This window comes from Rickettsia endosymbiont of Oedothorax gibbosus, from assembly GCF_936269705.1.
Taxonomy (GTDB): Bacteria; Pseudomonadota; Alphaproteobacteria; order Rickettsiales; family Rickettsiaceae; genus Tisiphia.
In genome coordinates this window covers 1671351-1690633 of the sequence record NZ_OW370493.1, presented here as the reverse complement: position 1 = coordinate 1690633, position 19283 = coordinate 1671351, and the positions used below count along the sequence as shown (strand labels likewise).

Sequence of the window (19283 nt, the reverse complement as noted above, 5' to 3'; positions counted from 1 at the left end):
GACACAAAAATGGCTCAACTATGTTGAGGTTATTTAATAGCATTGCATTATTAATTCAAACTGATTATCATCAGTAACAATAATTTTTGTATCAGTGTTGTAGATAATTGGATCATTAACTCGTTCATGACCGAATCTATTGGTCTTAAATATTGGGATTTTTAAGGTAGCAGCAAAATCAGTAAGAGTCCTAATAATGGTCTCGTTATCATTTCCACAAGTTCCAAATATTATAGCGTTTACTCGTTCTAACAGCCCTGCTTGTTTTAAATGATATAAGATACGATCTAGTTGGTACGGCTTTGTATAAACATCTTCCAAGAAAAGTATCTTATTTGCCGTTTTTATTTGCCATGATGTACCTATAGATGTTTGTACAATGCTTAGATTACCGCCCGTAAGATTACCTGTAACGATTTTACTGGATTTTGCCGCAAGGTTAAGTGCTGATAATCCTTTAATTTTAGCTTGAGTTTCTTTACCAGAAATTATTTTTGCTATTTTTATAAAATTTTGACGATCTTTAGTTGGCTTAAGTATTTCAACGATACCATTACCATGAATTGTCTTCCACCCCCATTCTTGCGAAAAGAAAATATGTAAAGCTGTCATATCACTAAATCCTATAAAAAACTTTTCCTTTATCGGTTTCTTTAAGCGTTGCAAGTCAGGAATTAATTTGGCTGAACCATATCCCCCACGAAGAGCCCATATTACGTTATTTGATTGATCAGTTAAGGCCTTTTCCAAACATAATAATCTTGTTTGATCATCGGAAGAATGGAATAGGCTTTTTCCTTTAAAGCAATCATTTGGAATATTTAGTTTTAACGAAGCAATATTTCTCAAATTAGATAATAGTTCATTACTGCCTCCTGAAGCGGGAGCAACAACAGTAATTTTTGTATCTTTTAATAAATTAATAAATTCTGCATTATTCTTGTTGAACTCTGAATTAGCAAATGCTGATAAGGACATAAAAATAACTGGTAGGAAGATTGTATGAATTGTTAGGAGCCTAATATGTAAAAGATAATTGTTAAATTTCATAGAGTAGTATACCTATTTATGATATGGATGGTTTTCTATTATGGTCTGAGTCCGATATATTTGCTCTAATAATATTATTTTTGCCATTTGATGGGGCATAGTCATCTTTGAAAGGCTAAGATGGATATTTGCTTGTTCAAGAATCGATTTATCTAAACCGAATGCACCGCCAATAATAAATTGTATATTTTTGCCTGATTGCAAATTATTTGTTATTAATTTTGTAAATTCATGACTATTATAACCATTACCAATAATGTTTAGTACTATTTTACAGGATTTTTCTTCTAAAAATTCATTAATTAATTTACCTTCAAATTGTTTGATTTGTTCAGCTGGTAATTTTTTTGAATAACAAATTTCTGTGGATTTTATATTATATTTTATCAATTTTTGATAATCTCTGGCAATTGGCTGATAATAATTATTAAGTTTACCAACGGAAATTATTTGTATTTGTCTCATTATTTTATTATTGATTAATTAATTTAATTATACACCATAAAAGTTATGCACTAAGTAAAAATTAGAAAATTATATTGACTTTTTATATATTTTTAATTAAAATGTTAACGAGATTTAATCTATACTTTAAGCAATTATGGCAACATATCTTGGCTATCAATAACATATAAAACTGACCTTAGCATAGTTACCCAAAATAAGTATTTTTTATTTACCCACAAATTTATCCACAATTTATTCTGATTATTTGTCAAATATACTTGATTAGCTCTTCAGCAATATGCACAGCATTTAAAGCTGCTCCTTTACGTAAATTATCGGCTGTAATCCATAAATTAATGGTGTTTTTTTGACTATGATCTTGTCTAATTCGTGAGACATAGACCATATCCGTACCTACTACATCTTTGGGAGCGACATATTGTATTGGATCTAAATGACAATTAACCTCAATAGAGTCTGATTCTTTAAGAATCTCTTTTACTTCTTCTGCATTTATTGCCTCACTAAATTCAACATTAACTGAAATAGCATGACCAACAAACACCGGTACTCTAACACAAGTTACACTAGCTTTAGCATGTGTTCCTATAATTTTTTCTAATTCCAGGGCAATCTTAGATTCTTCACTAGTAGAACCATCTTTATTAAAGCTACCTATATGCGGGAATAAATTAAAAGCTATTTGATGTGGAAAAACTTTAGGTTCAATGTCCTTAAAAACATATTTTGCCTTGGTTTGTTCATACAGCTCTTCCATTCCTTTTTTGCCTGCTCCGGAAGTTGACTGATAGGTTGATATAACCAGTCTCTTAATCTTTACGGCATTATCCAAAGGCTTTAACGCGGTAGCTATAGGAACAGTACAACAATTTGGATTAGCTATAATATTTTTAATAGTATAATCTTTTAGGCTAGCCAGATTAGCTTCTGGAACTATCAAAGGAACATCAGGATCAAGTCTGAAAAATGATGATTTATCGATAACTACGCAGCCTTGCTTGGTAACCATGGGTATATATTTCTTTGATATTTCTGATCCGGCTGAAAAAAAAGCAATATCAATTTTACTAAAATCTACACTATCTATATCAGATATTTTTATAGTACCATCTCCAAAACTAACCTCTTTACCATTAGATTCACTCGATGCTATAGCATAGATATTATTAATTGGCAAACTTCTCTCAAATAAAATTTCTAGAGTTTCTCGCCCAACATTACCTGTTGCCCCAATCACTGCGATATTATATTTTTTTGTCATATTTACTTAACTTAATTGTTTTATCCATATAGTCAATTGATGAGAAGTTGGGGACGTTGTTACTCAATGCTTGCCTATTCTATAGGCGTCGCTCCATCGTTCCTAGCCCCAAATTCTCATCAATTGACTATACTCTTATCCTTAGATAATTTTAGTATATACTAATTATGATATACACTAAGTATTTTATGAAAAATATTTTTATTATTTTTATTCAGGTATTTTCTATATAGTTAATTAGAATAGGAAGCGGTTTTAGACTGGGTAGTTTAAAAGTCGTATGTGGTCAACGCCATTGTGCATAGGCGTCAATTTAAGAAAATAAAGTAGAAAAGTCGTCATTGCGAGGAGGTCACCAGACCGACGAAGCAATCTAAGAAAAAGTGAATAAAAATGGATTGCTTCGTCGGTCTGGTGACCTCCTCGCAATGACGGGTTTGTATGGTAATTACCCTGAGTTTACATTTACACGTAATCTTTGGTTGTAATTTAGTCCTATTTTTAACTTTTAACAGTTGTGGTTTAGTGTCACCCCTGCTTCAGTGCGGGGGTCTAGATTCCCGCTTACGCGGGAATGATGGTATGGACGAGTGAAGCGAAATATGCTTTACTGGTACGGAGTCAGCTGAAAAATAGTTTTCAGCTGCTCCAAATTAAATAATAATTTAATTAATAGGTCCATACCATGATAAATAATAGCATAAAAAATACTATAATAGGAATAGATTTAGCAAAAAATAGTATGCACTTGGTGCAAGTCGATCAAAATGGCAAAAAAATAGGTTATCAAAAAGTTACAAGAGATGAGTTAATAGCCTATTTAAGCAATCTCGATAAAAGTTCATTGGTAGCTATGGAAGCATGTGGAGGAGCTAATTATTGGTCACAGGAAATTGCTAAGCTTGGTTTGCAAGTCAAACTAATGAAAACAAAAGATGTAAAAGTTTATGCTACATCGAAACAGAAAAATGATTATAACGATGCGTTAGCAATATGCAAAGCGGCTCGTGATCCAGAATTAAAAACTGTGCTGCCAAAAAGCAAAGAAGAACAAGATATAAAATTTTTGCATAAAATTAGAAGCAATACGATCAGAGATCGTGTGCAAAAAACTAATTCTACAATATCAAGTTTATGTGAATATGGCTATAATAACCTGAGTTTGACGTAAGCACCAAACAAAATGCTAAGCATTATGTAATAACATAAACAAACTGTTGGTGGTGAGCTATGGTAAAAATAAAACCTTCTTTCAAACTAGTGTGTTAGGAGAAAGAATATTTGAAAAGTAAGAAGGGAGGGATTATAAAGTTCTCGAATAATAACAACAAAATTGGAGAATATATTATGATCCCTCTTACGGAGATTTTCTGCTTAATTGATGATTTTTGCAAGCATTTTGATACGGAGCAAAATAAATATATATTACCAAATCCTAACCGTAAGCGTAAAGTAGTTTGCAGTATAGGACTCTCAGAGATTATTACTATTATAGTAATGTTTCACTTGAGTCACTACCGTACCTTTAAAGATTTTTATTTATGCTGCCTATGTCAAAGTTATAGAAAGGAATTTCCAAAACTTGTGAGCTATAGTCGTTTTGTTCAGTTAATGCCAATGAGCTTCATGCCCATGGTATTACTGCTAAAAAGCCTATCAGGAAAACAAACTGGTCAATATTATATCGACTCTACTAAACTTCCTGCTTGCCATAATTTAAGAATTAATAGACATAAAGTATTCAAAGACATAGCAAAAAGAGGTAAGACTTCCACTGGGTGGTTCTTTGGTTGTAAGCTACATATTGTCATTAACAGTTGCGGAGAGATTATGAGTTTTTCTTTAACTCCAGGAAATGTTGATGATAGAGCAGTGGTAGAAAATTTAGTAGATAAATTACAAGGCTGGCTTTTTGGTGATCGTGGGTATATCAGTAAAAAACTCACTCAATCCCTTGCTAATCAAGCTTTAGAACTAATAACAAAAATTAAAAGTAATATGAAAGAAAGAATAATAGATCCTATTAAAAAGCGGCTTTTAAATAAAAGGTATATTATTGAAACCATTAACGATCAACTAAAAAACCTTTGTCATATAGACCATACAAGGCATAGATCTGTTATGAATTTTCAAACTAACGTATTAGCTGGACTGCTTGCCTATGTTTTTAAGCCTAATAAAATTTCTGTAGCTTTTGGAAAATTAAACAATCTCAACCTTCCTCTTACATCAAACTGAGGTTATGATAGGCTTGTTAATAGTTTTAAACCTAAGAAAGTTGCGATAGTTGCTTGTATGCGTAAGTTACTTGAAGTTTGCCATAAATTATTGTAACAGAAGCGGAGTTTTGTTACTAAATAATTAATTATTATTTTTTTATAAAATACAGATAAAAACGGTTAACTGATAAAGGTCATTTAAATTTTATTATAAATAGGTTCAATAGAAATATGAATTATTTATTAGATAATCAACTATTATTTATTTTTATAAAAAAGTAAAAAAGATAATTGCTGATAGTGGTTCTATTCTCTTTGTTCGTACTTGCAAGTTGAGCTATAGCCTGTTTGTGTAAATCTTCTGTTATTAATTTTTGATGAGTACCCATTACATTCCTAATTTTATCTATCTTTTACATTATAACCTATTTTTCTAATCTTTATACTAAATTAAATTTGGGAATTGGTATTATTAATTCCCGGATAATTTTGATTTTAGTCTCTGTAATTCTTCAGATTGAAAAAAACGATGTTTATTTTTATTTCTGTATGCTTTTACAAGCCCTTTTTTTCCCACTTTCTGATAGTATCCAACGATACTCCTAACAAAGCACTAGCCCCTGCAATAGTAATTAGAGAATTAGTATTATGGAGTTGATGTTCATTAGACATATAGTAACCCTTTCATATGTGTAGGTTACTATATTATATAAATCATTGTTAATGTCAATCAGTAACCTCAACACTATATAATCAAATTTTTTCGGAGTAGCTATAAAAAAATAATAACTTCTTTGCTAATATGTGCTAGAATCTGATACTAAGTAAGATAATCAATTATTTTAGGCTAATGGATAAGGTATCAAGCTCTGTTCAAGAATATATTAAGTCCGGGGAATATTTTGTTGATGCTAGAAGATGGTATAATTTTGAATATTTATATCCGCTTGTACACAGATCATTTTTGTTGATATTTACGGTAGTTTTCTTGGCGTTATTTCTAGGTGTAGTGGTTAGTGTTAACAGTTTATTACCAACAGTTCGTCAGGTAAGATACGCAATTAGTGCTGAATCTCTAAAGAGTGCAACAATAACTAATGCTAATCATATAAAAAGTAATGCAATTAATTCTATTGCAGATATTATGATTAAAAATTATGTGATACACAGAGAATCTTATGACTATGATTTTCTTCGTCCTCAATTTATGTTTATTCAGAATAGTTCTACACGTATAATATTTAGACAATTTGCCAATTTTATGAATATTGACAATTCATTGTCACCAGTTATGCGTTACCAAAGGTCTTTAAGGCGTTCTGTTAATATATTATCAGTGGTTTATCATAAGAATAATAAGGCTGAGGTTATATTTACATCGGTGGCAAAAAACTCTGCTAATGATATTTTGGAAAATATGGTTTGGCAAGCGACAATAAATTTTGAAATAGATGCCATTAATATCCATTTACCTCCTAACTCAAATTTTAATTTTGTGGTTACTGGTTACAGACTTAAATTAATAGAAGATAAAAGTAAGAAATAAGATGAAGCGATTAATAATATTGTTTGTGGTAGTATTCTCTGTAAATACTGCTTTAGCTGTTAGAGAATCTAGACCATTGCCGATTGATAGCAGAATCAGGGTAATGGTGTATAGTCCCGATGATGTATTTAAGTTCACCGGATACTACGGTTATCAGGCTAGTATAGAGCTAGCAAAAGAGGAGGAAATAGTTAGTATTTCCATGGGGGATACTACTTCTTGGCAAATAGTACCAGCTGGTCATAGGATTTTCATTAAGCCAATGGAACAAGATGCTACAACTAATATGACGATTATTACTAACAAGCGAACTTACTTTTTTGAACTATATGCTGCAGAAGCTTCGGATATGAGAGATCCAGAAATGGTTTTTAATTTAAGATTTATCTATCCTGATGATGAAAATTCAGGGGATTATTTGCAAACTTATGTTACATCTTCAGCTAACCTTGATTTATCTCATCCGGAGAAATATAATTTTAATTATTCGATAAGTGGTAATGAATCAATTGCCCCAATTAGAATTTTTGATGATGGAGTGTATACTTACTTACAATTCAGAGATAAAAATGCTGAGTTACCAGCTATTTTTGCAGTTGATGAAGCTCTTAGAGAATCGATGGTAAATTATCGACTTGCTCAAGATAATGCTAATATGGTGATTATTGAACAGGTATTTCACAAATTGTCAATACGTCATGGCAAAAAAATAGTATGCGTGTTTAATGAAGCATTTAAGCCGTATTAAGCTTTAGAGCTAACCCCTAGGAGACTGCCTACAATAACAAAAATCTCCTAGAGCAAAGCAATCCACTCTTATGTTATCCCTACTTTCGCAGGGATGACATTAAGTCGTACAAGGATAACATTAAGTCAAGTGGAGAGGATAGCCACCTATTTAATATATTTTTTAAGGTAATTACTAATGTTGGAAACATCGCACATATTACAAGAATATTTGCCTATAGTGGTATTTTTTGCTATAGCATCAGTTTTGTCGTTGATAATAGTTACATTACCGAGGCTTTTGAGTCCTCGGAAATATAATAAGGCTAAGCTGGATAGTTATGAATGCGGATTTGACCCTTTCGGTGATGCTAGGAGCAAATTTGATGTACGTTTTTATCTAGTAGCTATTTTATTTATTATTTTTGATTTAGAAGTAACTTTTTTGATGCCATGGGCTATTACGCTTGGGAAAATTGGTAAATTTGGTTTTTTTTCAATGATGTTTTTCTTATTTGTACTTACTGTTGGTTTTATATATGAATGGAAAAAAGGAGCATTAGATTGGGAGTAATTACATGAAAGCAGAAATAGATTTATATGATCAAGACAAGCTACTTGCAGAAGAAATCTCAAATCGAGGATTCTTGATAACTAAACTTGATGATTTGCTAGGCTGGGCTAGAGCTAATTCACTTTGGCCTATGAGCTTTGGTCTTGCCTGCTGTGCAGTAGAAATGATGCAAGCTGCTTCCAGCCGTTATGATATGGATCGTTTTGGTATGTTGTTTAGACCAAGCCCCCGTCAATCTGATTTAATGATAGTTGCAGGAACCTTAACCAATAAGATGGCTCCGGCTCTTAGAAAAGTTTATGACCAGATGACTGAACCTAAGTGGGTTCTGTCAATGGGAAGCTGTGCCAATGGTGGTGGCTATTATCATTATTCCTACTCAGTAGTGCGTGGCTGTGATCAAATAGTACCAGTAGACGTATATGTACCAGGTTGTCCTCCGACGGCTGAGGCTTTGATTTATGGCTTAATGCAGTTACAAAAGAAAATTAAAAGAACTACTAGATTTAAGAGTGCTAGTGTATAATATGGAAGAAATTATTGATAACTTGATAAAAAATCAAGGGCTTGAAATAGCTGTGTTACCTGTACAGTCAAATGGTTCAAATATACATTTTGCTGCTTATAAATCTACTATAGAAAGCTTGGTGCCATTTTTATCATCAATTAAGCAATCTGAGAATTTACGTTTTACTGTGCTGACAGATTTGTTTGCTGCCGATTTTTTAGACCGTTCTAAGCGGTTTGAAGTGGTATATAATTTACTAAGTCTTAAATTAAATAAGCGTATATTAGTAAAAGTTGAGGCTGGAGAAAATGACATAATTCCTTCAATTACCAAAATCTTTAGTGCTGCCTGCTGGTATGAGCGTGAAGCATATGATATGTTTGGGGTGAATTTTGTTGGGAGTCATGATACTCGTCGTATTCTAACAGACTATGATTTTGTTGGTCATCCTCTTAGAAAAGATTTCCCATTAACTGGGTATGTACAAGTTAAATATGATGAAACTCTAGCAAAAGTAGTATATGAGCCAGTTAAGCTCGATCAGCCATATAGAGAATTTGATTTTTCATCAAGTTGGAAAGGAGCTAGTTATATATTACCTGGGGATGAGAAAGCAAATAAACGTATTTTATAACAGCAATTATAAATTCAAAAATAAAGAGTTAGGTCAACAGAATGCTTATTGCACAAAGTTTATTTGAAAAGATGCCTTTAGTTACAAAGGATTATGAAATATTGGGATATAATCAAGTTTTTTTGCAGATTTGAATAAAATATAGGATCATGGTTGTCATCCCTGCTTCAGTGCGGGATCTAAAAATGCCCTGAGGTATTATAGATTCCGCACCGAAGCGGGAATGATGGTATGGATGAGTGAAGCGAAATATGCTTTACTTGTACGGAGTCAGCTGAAAAATAGTTTTCAGCTGCTCCAAATTAAATAATAATTTAATTAATAGGTCCATACCATGATAAATAATAGCATAAAAAATACTATAATAGGAATAGATTTAGCAAAAAATAGTATGCACTTGGTGCAAGTCGATCAAAATGGCAAAAAAATAGGTTATCAAAAAGTTACAAGAGATGAGTTAATAGCCTATTTAAGCAATCTCGATAAAAGTTCATTGCTAGCTATGGAAGCATGTGGAGGAGCTAATTATTGGTCACAGGAAATTGCTAAGCTTGGTTTGCAAGTCAAACTAATGAAAACAAAAGATGTAAAAGTTTATGCTACATCGAAACAGAAAAATGATTATAACGATGCGTTAGCAATATGCAAAGCGGCTCGTGATCCAGAATTAAAAACTGTGCTGCCAAAAAGCAAAGAGGAACAAGATATAAAATTTTTGCATAAAATTAGAAGTAATACGATCAGAGATCGTGTGCAAAAAACTAATTCTACAATATCAAGTTTATGTGAATATGGCTATAATACAAAATTAAGTAAAAATAAATTTTGCAAATCATGTAGGCTGGAGGTAGAGTTAGCGTATAGTAAAGGTTATATAAATTCTGGGATACGGTCAATTTTACTTTTAGAATGTAAAGAAATTGAGGATTTATGTGACAAAGAGAAAACTTTAGAAAAGCTGATTATCAGCAATAATAAGCAAAGTGAGAAAGCTACTAGGTTGCAGACAATTTTTGGCATTGGAGCAATCAATGCTAGTTGTTTGAGTGTAGCCCCAATGGAAAGTTATCCAACCCCGAGGGATTTTGCTGCTTCGCTTGGTTTGGTACCAAAGCAACATAGCTCAGGAGATAAGATAGTTTTAGGAGGGATTACCAAACAGGGAGATAGATATGCTAGAACTATGTTGATTCAAGCCGCAAGGACAATAGCAATAAGAGCAAAAAGTGGTAAGGAATCGAAAGATAAACTAGTGCGTGCAGTGGGCAGTGAAGAAATTTGCTGAAAATAAATCATATAATATTATATGTGTTGGTTTAGCAAATAAGTTAGCAAGGATTGCTTATGCAGTAGTCACCAATGGTAGCGAATATGTTGCAAATTAGTTTAGTTGAGAAAAAAGAAGAAACTATGTCAACTAAATAAAAATTGGTAATTGATAAATATTGCGAGTAAAGAATAGTAACAATAAAGAGAACGAAAGTTAAAGAGTTAATGAATAAGTATTCTGAATAAAATCCGTAATTATGTCGAGACTCTAGAAGCCGTGGGAATGAGAGGTCACTCAAGGATATTTATAAGAATGCGAGTCAATCATTTAATTTGTGTGTGCGTCAAGATAAGGTGCATTAATCTTACGGGTGAAAGTCCTGTTATGGAAGGAGTAGCTAGCTCCACCATATAGCGAGTCTTGTGCTGCTGAAGGTAACGACAGTAGTAAAGCGTAGACAGCGAAACATCCGAGCCGAAACCAAATGGTGAACGTGATAGCCCTGAAATGATATTGGTAGTGGAAGTCGATGTGCTACACAACGCAGTAGACAAGAGAAAACTAGAGGTCAAACTAGCGAAAATCCGAAAGTTTTCAACCATCGGGGTCTCAGGCGTCAGCGAGTTTGTAGAGATTAATGACACAACTTGAGAAGTCCTTATAACTCTTACTGAGTTAAGTAAGTATTCAAAGTACAAGTGCCGAAACATAAGGCTTTGGAGATGGTGTTAAGGATGGCTGAGTCAGTTGTAGTAGTGATGAAGCTTCGTAATGGGAGTGGAGCGAAGGGCTGACAGAAAGGTAAGAACGTAAGAGGGAAACAATGACCGTACACAGCATAGACGGAAATACATGGTCAACGAAACTTGAGCGTATAAAGTTGCTATCATCACAAAATCAAGACATAAAGTTTAATAATCTTGGACATATTATTGATTTAAAGATGTTAGAAGAACAATATAAGGAACTTGATAGCAAGAAAGCTGTAGGAATAGATGGTATAACCAAAGCGGTTTATGGTAAGAAGTTGGAAGCAAATTTGCTCTCGCTCCTTACTAAAATTCGCAAGGGGCAATATCAAGCTAAACCTGCACGAATTACATTGATTCCAAAAGAAGATGGAGGCAAAAGACCTTTGGTAATATCATGCTTTGAAGACAAGATAATCGAGTCGGCAGTAAGCAAGATATTAAACTCAGTGTTCGAGCCAATATTCTTAAAATGTTCTTACGGGTTTCGACCTAAATTAAACGCCCATGATGCACTTAAGGAGTTGAATAGACTTACGTATAACTTCAATAAAGGAGCTGTAGTTGAAATTGATATAACTAAGTGCTTCAATTCAATCAAACATTCTGAGTTGATGGGATTCCTAAGAAAGAGAATATCTGACAAAAGATTCCTAAGACTAGTTATGAAACTGATGGAAACACCAATTATAGAAAACGGCATTACAGTTACTAACAAGGAAGGATGCCGCCAAGGGTCTAAAACATCACCAATTTTGGCAAATGTCTTCCTACATTATGTTATTGACTGTTGGTTTGCTAAAATCAGCAAGGAAAACATAAGAGGGCAAACTGGAATGGTGAGGTATTGTGACGATATGGTGTTCGTCTTTGAGAATGAAGAAGACGCGAGGAAGTTTTATGAGGTTTTGCCCAAAAGATTAAACAAGTATGGCTTGAACATCAATGAAGCTAAATCGCAGATGATTCAGTCCGGTAGATACCATGCTGAGGACTTAGCTAAGCAAGGTAAGAAGATCAAGAGTTATAATTTTCTTGGCTTTACTTGCTATTGGGGTAAATCAAGGTTTGGTAACATATGGAGATTAAAATATACCACAAGGAAAGATCGATTTACCGAGAAGCTTAAAGGGCTAAGAGAATATCTACGAAGTCACCTTAATGAGAGGGGCAAAGAACAGATATTATTGCAAGTCATTAGAGCTACAAAGGGGTGGATCAATTATCATGGTATATCAGATAATCAAAGACGAGTAAGTTCATTTATTCACCAAACTAGGCGAGCAATATATGGGTGGTTTAATAGAATGGGTGGGAAGCGTAAGATGAATTGGCAAAGATTAGCTGAAATACTCAAAAGGGTCGACTTTCCAAATAAGTGGAAGACCATTTCAATGTTCTAAAACCAACAAAAAAAAATAGGGTACAAGCCTATCTTACCTTTCGGGAGCCGGATGCGGTAGCTCTGCATGTCCGGTTCTGAGGAGGGGCTTAACCAAGCAATTGGTTAGGTCTACTCACAAAGTTCATTTTTTATTTTCCAATAAATCATATTTAAAATCTCCACAAAGTATTTCAAATTGATTTAAAGCTAAAGACCAATCTTTAATAGGCATGGTCCATTTTTTGGCTGCATTTTGTAGGGATAAAAATATTATTTTTTGAATTGACTTATCATCTGGAAACACCCCTTATTTTTGATAATTTTTCTAATTTGACGATTTACAGATTCTATAGTGTTAGTAGTATAAATTACCTTTCTGATCTCTTCAGGAAAGGCAAAAAACGGTATTATCCCAGACCAATTACGTTGCCAAATATCAGAAATTACCGGATATTTTTTATCCCATTTTACACCAAATTGCTGAAGTTTTAAACGTGCCATTTCGTCATTATTAGCTGTATAAATTTGTTTTAGATCTGATGTGACCTCTTTTAAATCTTTATATGACACATACTTTACTGAATTGCGAACCATATGTACAATACATAATTGTACTATAGTACTCGGGAATACACTGCTTATAGCTTCTGGAAAGCCCTTTAAACCCCACACAAGCAACATAAATTTGTTCAATTCCTCGATTCTTTGAGCCTTTCTAATTAAGTGTGTAAATTTTTCATAGGGCTTAAATTCTACCTTCAAATTTTATCAAAAAGTGAGCCATAGCTGCGTTCCAGTTCGGAATCGGCATAACCCATTTCTTGGTCATATAATCAATTGCCAAATATAAGGTCTTAAAAACGGCATTATCATTTGGAAAAACCCGTTTATTCTTAGTAACCTTACGTAATTGGCTATTGACAGATTCTATACTATTAGTTGTGTATATTACTTTCCTTATCGCCTCAGGGTATTCTAGAAAAACCATTAAATTTTCCCAATGAACATACCAAGATTTAGCAATTTGTGGATACTGTTTACTCCATTTAGCTTCAAAAGATTCTAAAGCAAGATGTGCTTCTTCCTCTGTGCTAGCAGTATATATAGGCTTTAAATCAGCCGCTAATTCTTTTCGGTCTTTATATGATACATATTTTAAACTATTTCTAATCTGATGTACAATACATAATTGATGTTCGGTTTTCGGAAAAACTGCTTCTATTGCCTCAGACATACCGGTTAAATTATCACTGCAAGCAATAAGCATGTCTTGCATACCTCTGTTCTTCATCTCAGTAAAATTACCAAGCCAAAATTTAGCTCCTTCATTTTCACTGTTCCACAATCCTAAAATATCCTTCCTTCCAGATAAATCAATACCTAATGCTACATATACAGACTTATTGATAATTCGTTTATCTTGACGTACTTTTACTACTAAACAGTCAAAAAATACTATAGCATATACTCGATCCAATGGTCGGCTTTGCCATATCTTGACATCCTCAATTACATCATCAGTAATTTGACTTATCAAACTTTCGCTAACGTCAGCTCCATACAATTCTTGCATTTGAATCTTAATATCAGATAAGCTCATTCCTTTAGCGTATAACGATATTATTTTATCATCAAATCCTTCAATACGTCTTTGACGCTTCGGAATTAATGCAGGTTCAAATGTACTACTTCTATCCCTTGGAACCTCAATCTCTACAACTCCATTATTTGTTACTAGATTCTTTACTTTACTACCATTACGAACATTATTGCTATCAGTATGACAATATTTATCATATCACGTCAATTCGGGATAAGGATATTGTGAACATGTAGATTAAAATCAAATTTTGTTGAAGGTTTATTTTTCTTTAATGAGTAAGCAACAAGAGTAGATAATATATGGACAAAGGCATTTATTGGTGATCTATGTCTAGTATGTTCAAGGTTCATTTTATTTTTTAGATAATCAAAAACTGTTTCAATTAAGTTACGCTTTCGAAGTAAGATTTTTTCTTTCAAATCCATTAATTTATTTTCCATATTCTTCTTAATTCCATGAATCATTTTTAAGCCTCTTTCATATAAATTTAAGAACAAATTTTGCTTAATATAACCTTTATCAGCTGCTATAATTCCAGTTAATCTTTTTGTTAACTCCGGTACTGGAACCCTATCATCTACATTGCCTTTGGTCACTTTTAATGCCATAAACTCCCCTTTATTATTGATTATTACATGTAATTTAAAACCATAAAAATACCCCATAGAGGATTTACTATGTTTGGCTAATCCTTTAAAAACTTTATTGCTATAACGCCTTTTATTGTGACAAGCTTTAATCGTTGTAGAGTCAATAAAATAAATACCTGTTTCCTCACCAAACAACAAATGAATCAACATATTTAGCGGTATGAATAATCGTGCCATTAATTCAACAAATCTATTATAACTCAAGGCTTTGGGAAAATCATCCTTATGCATGCACTCTATATAACTTTTATAGAAAAATTTAAAATTCTTAGCATAGGATGTATGAAACATAATTATTATTGTTAACATTTCACTTAGACTCATGCTACAACAGCGATTTCTTTGCTTATTTGATGGTAATAACTTTCTCTGTTCATACTCCAAATAAATTTTACAAAAATCATCTATAAAACTATATAATTCTGTGATATCTTTTTTCATGCCTGTAGTTTGTTTTTTTGTTTAAAAATATAAATACTGCAGGCACTCCTTTTTGACAATCCTTTTATCTATTACTATTTCATCTATATCTTATCCCGAACTGACGTATATCCTAAGTGATTATTCATCTCTGACTGCAATGCCTTCTCTACAAGCCTTTTGGTTAATTGTTTTAATAAACCATCCTCTTTAAATAAAGTTGATATATCTGTATCATTATTTATTAATAAATCTATTGCTTGATTCATTGCTTCATTTTGTTTGTGACGCATTATAATTTCTCCTTTTGTTATATTATATTTTTATATAACCTTTGAAAAATTTACACACTTATTTGTACAGAGCCCATTCTTTAACTCAGTAACTACTTGCATCCAAAATTTAGCACCTTCATTTTTGCCTATCCAAATGCCAAGTAACTCCTTTTTCCCTTCTATATTTACAGCAAGTGCTAAATATACTGCTTTATTTATTACTATGTGATTGTCTCTAGATTTTACATAGATACAGTCCAAGTATAATATTGGATACACCCTATCTAAACAACGATTTTGCCACCTAGTTACTTCTTCTATTACCCCATCTGTTATGGTGGATATCAAGTCACCAGATACATCAGTTTGATATATTTCTTCTAAATGCCCTCGGATCTCGCTGACTGTCATACCGCGACCATAAAGGGATATCACTTTCTCATCAAATCCATTAAATCTCCTCAGCCCTTTTGGTATTAATTGAGGATTATACTCTCCTTCCCGATCTCTTGGTACTTCTACTGTCAGCTTACGACCATCCCCATCAATTACTGTCTTCTCATAGCTACCATTACGACGATTATTATCTACTTTTGGCATCTTGCTATGTTTTGAATATCCTAATTCATGATCCAACTCACTTGCTAATATTTTCTCAACTATTTGCTTCTTTAGCTGTTGAAATAAACCATCTCGACCAAATAACTCCGATGGATCTGCTTTTGATAATAATTCTTCTACTAGCTGATTACTGATGTTTAATGTATCTTTATCTGTATCTAATTTTTTAGCCATAATTCCTCCTTGCTTGCTTAAGTTACTTTTTTTACAGTAATCTCTTACTGCTTTCTTTGCAACTTACACAAACTATAGGACAGACTCAAGAATGCAGAAACCATTATGGCACTCGATGCCGAATATATGACCGCTTCCTTTGTGGCTCTATTTTTTTATTTTCTTTGTTGACAAATTCACTCGTCCATATATGACAAATTTTGCGTTTAAAGATAGATGTTGTGACTCGGATATATTCAAATTTCCTTCAAACAACCTACTATTTATAAGCTCTGCAAAAAACTTGATTATCGAGTATAATTTATATATCTCCTGTTTTATCCATATTCTATAACCATTTTGCAAAAATATAGCTAGGAGCGTAAAATAAGCAATTTACTATCACCATATATTTTCTCTTTAACCATTTCTAAAGAATCATCTGTAAGATCCTCATTTTTAGCAGATTCAACGACAATAATTGTTCCATCTTTTAACCATTGACCTTTTTTCAAAGAATTTACTGCCTTTGATACAAGATTTTGATAGTATGGTGGATCAATAAAAATTAGATCAAAGCTGTTTTTACATTTTGGCAAAGCTGTAGCATTGATATTTAGGAAAGTAATTTTATCCATTTCACCTATTTTACTAGCAAATGCTTTTGCTGCCCGCAAATAATCAGCATTTATATCAATTACTGTAATATCCCCTGCTCCTCTAGAACAGCTCTCAAAAGCTAAGCTACCAGTGCCGGCAAATAAATCGATAACCTTAGACTCCTTGGTAAATAACCTACCATCACTAAATTCTCCTGAAGTTAATATACTAAAAATCGCTTCTCGAATTTTGCCAGTGGAAGGACGATAATTAGAGTTTTTTAAGGTGGGTATTACCCGGTTTTTATGTTTGCCGGCGATAATTCGTATCATAAAAATTTCTTAAATTTCTCAAATGGCATTTCTTTATACTGATTTGGTTGCAAATCACCTAATATAAACCCCCCATAACTAATTCTAATTAACCGGTTAACATTTAGACCAAAATATTCAAATATCTTCCTAATTTCACGATTTTTTCCTTCAGTTAAAATTACTTCAAACCAACAATTAGTTTTTCCTGATTTTATTAATTTAATTAATTTAGGATCATAACGTATTTGATCAATCTCTATATTCTTATAATTTTTAAGCAATGAGCTTGGGTTACCGTGTGCTCTGACTTTATATATACGTTCAAGTTTACTTGATGGTAACTCAAACTTCCTTGCTAAATCACCATTATTGGTAAGTAATAGCAATCCTTCACTATTGAGGTCTAGTCGCCCGATTGAAATTACCCTAGGCATATTCTGTAATACCAGATTTTCAAAGACAGTTTCTCTACCACAATTATCTTTATGTGAGGTAATTAAGCCGACAGGTTTGTAATATGTCCATAAACGCGGAGTTTGTTGTTGATCTATTAGTTTTCCTGATACTTCAATAATGCTAGTATTATCAACCAGGGTGGCAGGTGAATCGATGATCACCCCATTTACCTTTACTTCACTATTTTTGATAAGCAGCTCTGCAGCACGCCTTGAACATACTCCTGCATTACTAATAGCTTTTGCCAGCCTTTGTGTACTATCCTGTTTCAAATAAACAATCCTATATTTTTTTTATTTATAACTAACTATCCTGATTAACTCACCTTACGCATAAACCCCATGACAATTTAAAAATTCCGGAAAAGTACAAAACGTCATTGCGAGACCACTACGTGGTCGAAGCAATCCACCTAGTTTCCTTGATTGCTTCAAAGGCTTACGCCTTCTCGCAATGACGGAAAAGCTATAGTCAATTGATGAGAAGTTGGGGACGTTGTCGCTCAATGCTCGCCTATTACTTATAGGCGTCGCTCCATCGCTCCTAGCCCCAAATTCTCCTGAATTAACTATATATCTGTTTCTTATTAATGGCAATATAAAACACTAACATCATGCTAATTGCAATGATCAGTATAAATAATGGTAATTGTATCAATGTTCCGTCATGCATATATCCCATTAGCATTGTGAAACCTACGATAATTACATAATACATAATACCAATTGCAATAATTAACACGGTGTGTTTATCCAGTCTCTATACATAATTGATTTTACTAAATCTACATTATGAGCAAATTGATTCCAAGCGTAACAAGCCATAGTGACGATATCTTCATATACACCATAACATTGGTTAGACAAGAAATGATTTTTGATCCATTCCCAAACTTGTTCCATTGCATTAAGTTCCGGTGCATAGGGCGGAAGCGGTATCAAAGTGATATTGCTTGGCACAGTTAGTTTTTTGGCTGTGTGCCAACCTGCATTATCCGTTAGTAAAGCTATATGTCGGTTGCCTTGAATACTGCGAGAAAGCTCTTCTAAGAATTTATTCATTGCCTGTGTGTTTGCATATGGTAAAATTAATGCAAAAGCTTCTCCTGTATCATGGCAAGCAGCTCCATAAATATATGTTGAAATGAATTGCTGTTGCCGAACTTTACGGGGTCTAGTGCCACGCTTAGCCCATATACGAGTTAAGCTACCTTGTTGCCCAACTCGAGTTTCATCCTGAGACCATATATCAACTTTACATCTATCGATATTTTTTGGTAATAATTTTGTTAACATGTCTGGGAAGTTTTTTTATATGTATTTTGAGTCTCTTGATTTGACTTTGGATGCATTGAACGAGAAGTAATCCAGCTAAAACCAAGGCGGTGCATAGTATTGTAGACTGTTTTTAAAGCGCATTTAGCACCATATTCCTCAAGTAACATGATATGTAGCTCCTTTCCAGTTATATACCCACCAGTTTTACTTTCACTGAGCGTATTGATTTTATCAAAAAGAGCAGACTCTTGTATAGTGTTAATCTTCCTAGGGGCACCGCTTCTTTGTGATTCAAATAATCCTTCAAAACCATGATTCCTAAATCTTCTGAGCCATGATTGCACAGTTTTCCAGTGTGACTTCACTATTTCAGATATGGCTTTTAAAGATTTGCCTAATTGAAGGTGATACATCGCCAATAAACGTATACGATTTCGACCATGCGGCTCATGTTTCATCATTTTTATAAAATCATGACCATGAAAACCTTGTGGTAATATTAACCTAGCCATTTGAGTACCTTTA

Annotated in this window: 19 protein-coding genes and 4 pseudogenes; 10 read left to right on the top strand and 13 right to left on the bottom strand. The window is 33.1% G+C overall.

From position 1 onward, the window contains the following. Positions 1 to 33 precede the first annotated feature (33 nt). From NBW66_RS09200 to asd, 3 genes are all read right to left on the bottom strand, one after another. Positions 34 to 978 carry an LD-carboxypeptidase gene (locus NBW66_RS09200; RefSeq protein ID WP_250310793.1) on the bottom strand — a complete coding sequence of 315 codons (945 nt, stop codon included), beginning with the start codon at positions 976 to 978 and terminating at the stop codon, positions 34 to 36. 84 nt (positions 979 to 1062) lie between these two features. Then, positions 1063 to 1515 carry a 23S rRNA (pseudouridine(1915)-N(3))-methyltransferase RlmH gene (locus NBW66_RS09195; protein WP_250310792.1) on the bottom strand — a complete coding sequence of 151 codons (453 nt, stop codon included), beginning with the start codon at positions 1513 to 1515 and terminating at the stop codon, positions 1063 to 1065. Positions 1516 to 1765: 250 nt separating this feature from the next. Further along, complete coding sequence (gene asd / locus NBW66_RS09190) at positions 1766 to 2779, bottom strand: aspartate-semialdehyde dehydrogenase (protein ID WP_250310791.1); 1014 nt, start codon at positions 2777 to 2779, stop codon at positions 1766 to 1768. 685 nt (positions 2780 to 3464) lie between these two features. On the opposite strand from asd, the gene NBW66_RS09185 reads away from it, so the two are divergent. From NBW66_RS09185 to NBW66_RS09145, 10 genes and pseudogenes are all read left to right on the top strand, one after another. Continuing rightward, a complete protein-coding gene (locus NBW66_RS09185; RefSeq protein WP_250310790.1) occupies positions 3465 to 3950 on the top strand; it encodes an IS110 family transposase in 486 nt (161 codons plus the stop codon). Positions 3951 to 4126: 176 nt separating this feature from the next. After that, positions 4127 to 5017 carry an IS982 family transposase gene (locus tag NBW66_RS09180; protein ID WP_250310789.1) on the top strand — a complete coding sequence of 297 codons (891 nt, stop codon included), beginning with the start codon at positions 4127 to 4129 and terminating at the stop codon, positions 5015 to 5017. Between the two features lie 831 nt (positions 5018 to 5848). Then, a complete protein-coding gene (locus tag NBW66_RS09175) occupies positions 5849 to 6544 on the top strand; it encodes a VirB8/TrbF family protein (protein ID WP_250310788.1) in 696 nt (231 codons plus the stop codon). A gap of 1 nt (position 6545) precedes the next feature. Continuing rightward, the gene (gene virB9 / locus NBW66_RS09170) at positions 6546 to 7292 is read left to right on the top strand and encodes a P-type conjugative transfer protein VirB9 (RefSeq protein WP_094649371.1); all 747 of its coding nucleotides are present in this window, start codon (positions 6546 to 6548) and stop codon (positions 7290 to 7292) included. 177 nt (positions 7293 to 7469) lie between these two features. Then, positions 7470 to 7844: an NADH-quinone oxidoreductase subunit A gene (locus NBW66_RS09165; protein ID WP_250310787.1), complete on the top strand. Its 375-nt coding sequence runs from the start codon at positions 7470 to 7472 to the stop codon at positions 7842 to 7844. A 4-nt stretch (positions 7845 to 7848) separates the two neighbouring features. Continuing rightward, positions 7849 to 8370 carry a NuoB/complex I 20 kDa subunit family protein gene (locus tag NBW66_RS09160; RefSeq protein ID WP_250310786.1) on the top strand — a complete coding sequence of 174 codons (522 nt, stop codon included), beginning with the start codon at positions 7849 to 7851 and terminating at the stop codon, positions 8368 to 8370. Positions 8371 to 8464: 94 nt separating this feature from the next. After that, positions 8465 to 8986: pseudogene (locus NBW66_RS09155) on the top strand (NADH-quinone oxidoreductase subunit C); the annotation flags it as partial. 334 nt (positions 8987 to 9320) lie between these two features. Further along, the gene (locus NBW66_RS09150; protein ID WP_250310785.1) at positions 9321 to 10271 is read left to right on the top strand and encodes an IS110 family RNA-guided transposase; all 951 of its coding nucleotides are present in this window, start codon (positions 9321 to 9323) and stop codon (positions 10269 to 10271) included. Further along, positions 10243 to 10371, top strand: coding sequence for a hypothetical protein (locus NBW66_RS14595; RefSeq protein WP_284346674.1), 129 nt, complete (start codon positions 10243 to 10245; stop codon positions 10369 to 10371). The genes NBW66_RS09150 and NBW66_RS14595 overlap by 29 nt, the downstream gene beginning before the upstream one ends. 708 nt (positions 10372 to 11079) lie before the next feature. Continuing rightward, a complete protein-coding gene (locus NBW66_RS09145) occupies positions 11080 to 12408 on the top strand; it encodes a reverse transcriptase domain-containing protein (protein WP_250310618.1) in 1329 nt (442 codons plus the stop codon). A gap of 123 nt (positions 12409 to 12531) precedes the next feature. Here NBW66_RS09145 and NBW66_RS09140 read toward each other — a convergent pair whose 3' ends face one another. From NBW66_RS09140 to NBW66_RS09095, 10 genes and pseudogenes are all read right to left on the bottom strand, one after another. Continuing rightward, positions 12532 to 12693, bottom strand: a complete 162-nt coding sequence (locus NBW66_RS09140) for a hypothetical protein (protein WP_250310784.1) — start codon at positions 12691 to 12693, stop codon at positions 12532 to 12534. After that, positions 12660 to 13070 (bottom strand): IS256 family transposase, encoded by a 411-nt coding sequence (locus tag NBW66_RS09135; RefSeq protein WP_250310783.1) that lies wholly within the window; start codon positions 13068 to 13070, stop codon positions 12660 to 12662. Before NBW66_RS09135 ends, NBW66_RS09140 begins: the two co-directional genes overlap by 34 nt. Before the next feature lie 64 nt (positions 13071 to 13134). After that, positions 13135 to 14187: pseudogene (locus tag NBW66_RS09130) on the bottom strand (IS256 family transposase); the annotation flags it as partial. Between the two features lie 5 nt (positions 14188 to 14192). Next, entirely contained in the window at positions 14193 to 15083 is an 891-nt protein-coding gene (locus NBW66_RS09125) for an IS982 family transposase (RefSeq protein ID WP_250310582.1), read from the bottom strand. Between the two features lie 107 nt (positions 15084 to 15190). Further along, a pseudogene (locus NBW66_RS09120) lies at positions 15191 to 15331 on the bottom strand (IS256 family transposase); the annotation flags it as partial. A 99-nt stretch (positions 15332 to 15430) separates the two neighbouring features. After that, a pseudogene (locus tag NBW66_RS09115) lies at positions 15431 to 16132 on the bottom strand (IS256 family transposase); the annotation flags it as partial. Between the two features lie 353 nt (positions 16133 to 16485). Beyond that, a complete protein-coding gene (rsmD, locus tag NBW66_RS09110; protein WP_250310781.1) occupies positions 16486 to 17043 on the bottom strand; it encodes a 16S rRNA (guanine(966)-N(2))-methyltransferase RsmD in 558 nt (185 codons plus the stop codon). After that, positions 17040 to 17753, bottom strand: coding sequence for a pseudouridine synthase (locus NBW66_RS09105; protein ID WP_250310780.1), 714 nt, complete (start codon positions 17751 to 17753; stop codon positions 17040 to 17042). Before NBW66_RS09105 ends, rsmD begins: the two co-directional genes overlap by 4 nt. Before the next feature lie 462 nt (positions 17754 to 18215). After that, positions 18216 to 18776: an IS630 family transposase gene (locus tag NBW66_RS09100; protein ID WP_250310543.1), complete on the bottom strand. Its 561-nt coding sequence runs from the start codon at positions 18774 to 18776 to the stop codon at positions 18216 to 18218. After that, on the bottom strand, positions 18770 to 19270 hold the full coding sequence (locus NBW66_RS09095) for a helix-turn-helix domain-containing protein (RefSeq protein WP_250310542.1): 501 nt from the start codon (positions 19268 to 19270) through the stop codon (positions 18770 to 18772). The genes NBW66_RS09100 and NBW66_RS09095 overlap by 7 nt, the downstream gene beginning before the upstream one ends. Between the last annotated feature and the right edge of the window lie 13 nt (positions 19271 to 19283).